This window comes from Kitasatospora sp. NPDC057936 (assembly GCF_042887525.1).
Taxonomy (GTDB): Bacteria; Actinomycetota; Actinomycetes; order Streptomycetales; family Streptomycetaceae; genus Kitasatospora.
The window spans coordinates 1-3,467 of the sequence record NZ_JBHVPD010000197.1 but is presented as its reverse complement, the minus strand read 5'-3'; the positions used below and the strand labels follow the sequence as shown (position 1 = coordinate 3,467).

Sequence of the window (3,467 nt, the reverse complement as noted above, 5' to 3'; positions counted from 1 at the left end):
ACCGCACTCGCCACCACCCACACCCACGGCCACACCCCCACCCCACCCACCACCACCCACACCCACCCCAACCTCCCCACCTACCCCTTCCAACGCGAGCAGTTCTGGCTCCTGCCGACCGCCCCGCCGGCCGGTCCCGAGGGCCTCGGGCTCGGCGCCACCGACCACCCGCTGCTCGGCGCGACCGTCGAACTCGCCTCCGACGGCGGCCTGCTGTTCACCGGCCGGCTGTCGCTCGACACCCACCCCTGGCTCGCCGACCACGAGATCCTCGGCCGCCCGATCCTGCCCGGCACCGCGTTCGTCGACCTCGCCCTGGCGGCGGGCGAGCGTTCGGGCACCCCCCGACTGGACGAGCTGACCCTGGAGGCGCCGCTCGCCCTGCCCACCACCGGCCCGCTGGTGCTCCAGCTGACCGTCGGCGCGGCCGACCCGGACAGCGGAGCCCGCACGCTCGCCGTCCACTCGCGCCCCGGCGACGCCGACGAGTGGACCCGGCACGCGGTGGGGCTGCTGACCCCGGCCGGGCGGCCGGCCGCCGCCGCGCCGACGACCTGGCCGCCGGCCGGCGCCGATGCCCTCGACACCGTGACGCTGTACGGGCGCCTGGCCGAACTCGGCTACGCGTACGGACCGGCGTTCCGGGCCGTACGGGCGGCCTGGCGGCGCGGTGACGAGCTCTTCGCCGAACTCTCGCTGCCCGAGGACGTACGGGGCGACGCGGGCGGCTTCCCCCTGCACCCGGCCCTCCTGGACGCCGCACTGCACCCGCTGGTGGCCGGCGAGGCGGAGGACGCCGACGGACTGCCGCTGCCCTTCTCGTGGTCCGGCGTGGAACTGCACGCGGCAGGTGCCGCCGAGCTGCGGGTCGTCTGGTCCGGCCGGTCGCTCAGCGCCGCCGATCCGGCCGGGCAGCCGGTCCTGACCGTCGAGGAGCTCGCCCTGCTCCCCGTCCGGCGCGAGCAGTTGGACGAGCCCGACGGCCGGACGCGGGACCTCCACCGGATCGACTGGCGGCCCACGGCGACGCCGGGCCCGTCGGGGCGGCCGTCGGTGACCCTCGTCGACGGACCCCGCGAACTCCGGGACCTCGGCGCGCTCCGCGGGACCGACGGGGACGACGGGACCGCCCCGGTGCCCGACGTGGTCGCGGCGACCGTGCCGAGCGGCCGGCCCGCCGTGGCCCACGCACTGGACCTGGCGCACGCCTGGCTGGCCGACGACCGGTTCGCCGGCTCCCGGCTCCTCCTGCTCACCCGGGGCGCCGTCGCCGCCACCGCGACGGACGACGTTCCCGACCCCTGGTCCGCCGCCGCCTGGGGCCTCCTCCGCTCGGCCCAGACCGAACACCCCGACCGCTTCGCCGTCATCGACCTGGACGACGCCGCCGCCGACCTGGGCGCCGCCGACCTTCCCGCCCTCGCGGCCGCCTCGATCCAGCCCCAACTGGCCCTGCGCGACGGGACGTTGTTCGCGCCCCTCCTCACCCGCGCCGACATCGCACCGGGCGACGCCGCACCCGCCGGGCTCGCCGAACGCACCGTGCTGGTCACCGGCGGAACCGGCGCCCTGGGCCGTGTGCTCGTCCGTCACCTCGTGCGGCAGCACGGGGCACGGCACCTGCTGCTCCTCAGCCGCCGCGGCGAACGGGCGCCCGGCGCCCAGGACCTCCTCCGCGAACTGGCCGGATCCGGCGCGGAGGTGCGCTTCGCGGCGTGCGACGCGGCCGACCGGGACGCCCTGGCCGACGTCCTGGACACGATCCCGGCGGACCGCCCGCTGGGCGCGGTCTTCCACCTCGCCGGAGCGCTCGACGACGGCGTGCTGACCGACCTCACCCCGCAGCGGCTGGACACCGTCCTGCGCCCCAAGGCCGACGCCGCGTTCAACCTGCACGAGCTCACCACGACCGCGGACCTCTCCGCCTTCGTGCTCTTCTCCTCCGTCACCGGGGTCACCGGTACCGCGGGCCAGGCCAACTACGCCGCCGCCAACGCCTACCTGGACGCCCTCGCCGAGCACCGCCACGCCCACGGCCTGCCCGCCACCTCGCTCGCCTGGGGCCTGTGGGAGGAACAGGACGGGATGGCCGGCGCCCTCGGCACGGCCGGCCTGCTGCGCTGGGCACGTTCGGGACTCCCCGCGCTCACCACCGAGCACGGCCTCGCGCTCCTGGACGCGGCCCTGCGCTCACCCGCCGCGGCACTCGTCCCGGTCCGGCTCGACCTCACCGCGCTGCGCGCCAGGTCCACGGCCGGCCCGCTGCCGGCTCCGCTGCGCGGCCTGGTGCGGCCTCCGCGCCGACGGGCCGGTGCCGGCGCCTCCGCCACCGCCACCGCCGGCTCCACCGGCTCCACCGGCTCCTGGGCGGAGCGCACCGCCTCCCTGCCCACGCCGGAACGGGCGGACGCCGTGGGCGAGTTGGTTCGGACGACGGTCGCCACCGTGCTGGGTCACGCCTCTCCGGCGACCATCGACGCCGACCGTGCCTTCAAGGACCTCGGCTTCGACTCCCTCACCGGCGTGGACCTGCGCAACCGGCTGGCCACCACCACCGGCCTGCGGCTGTCCACGACCCTGGTCTTCGACCACCCGACGCCGGCCGCGCTCGTCGCCCACGTGCTCTCGCTGCTGCCCGGCGGTCTCGCGGACCGCGCCGCCCCGGCCCCGCAGGCACGCACCGTGGTCGACGACGACCCGATCGCGATCGTCGGCATGGCCTGCCGCTACCCGGGCGGCGTCGCCTCCCCCGAGGACCTCTGGCGGCTCGTCGCCTCCGGCACCGACGCCATCGGCGACTTCCCCACCAACCGCGGCTGGGACCTCTCCGGCCTGTACGACCCCGACCCTGACCACCCCGGCACGTCCTACACCCACAAGGGCGGATTCCTGTACGGAGCCGACGAGTTCGACGCCGAGTTCTTCGGGATCAGCCCGCGCGAGGCGACCAGCATGGACCCGCAGCAGCGGCTGCTGCTGGAAACGGCCTGGGAGACCTTCGAGCAGGCCGGGATCGAACCGGGCACCGTCCGGGGCAGCCGGTCCGGAGTCTTCGTCGGCGTCATGTACAACGACTACGGCTCGCGACTGCCCAAGGCCCCGGCCGAGTTGGAGGGCTACCTGCTCACCGGCAACACCTCCAGCGTCGTGTCGGGCCGCCTCGCCTACACGTTCGGGCTGGAGGGCCCGGCGGTCACCGTCGACACCGCGTGCTCCTCCTCGCTCGTCGCCCTGCACCTCGCCGCCCAGTCCCTGCGGCAGGGCGAGTGCGACCTCGCACTCGTGGGCGGCGTCACGGTCATGTCGCGGCCGGACACCTTCGTCGAGTTCAGCCGGCAGCGCGGACTGTCCGCCGACGGCCGCTGCAAGTCCTTCGCCGCGGCGGCCGACGGCACCGGCTGGTCCGAAGGCGTCGGCCTCCTCCTCGTCGAACGCCTCTCCGACGCCCGCCGCAACGGCCACCACGT

The 3,467-nt window shown here is 76.2% G+C and carries 1 protein-coding gene; it reads left to right on the top strand.

Features of this window, described 5'->3' with window-relative positions; translation table 11 throughout:
- Positions 1-3,467, top strand: a 3,467-nt coding sequence (locus ACFVU9_RS45325; protein ID WP_387603936.1) for a type I polyketide synthase, incomplete at both ends; no start/stop codon positions are given.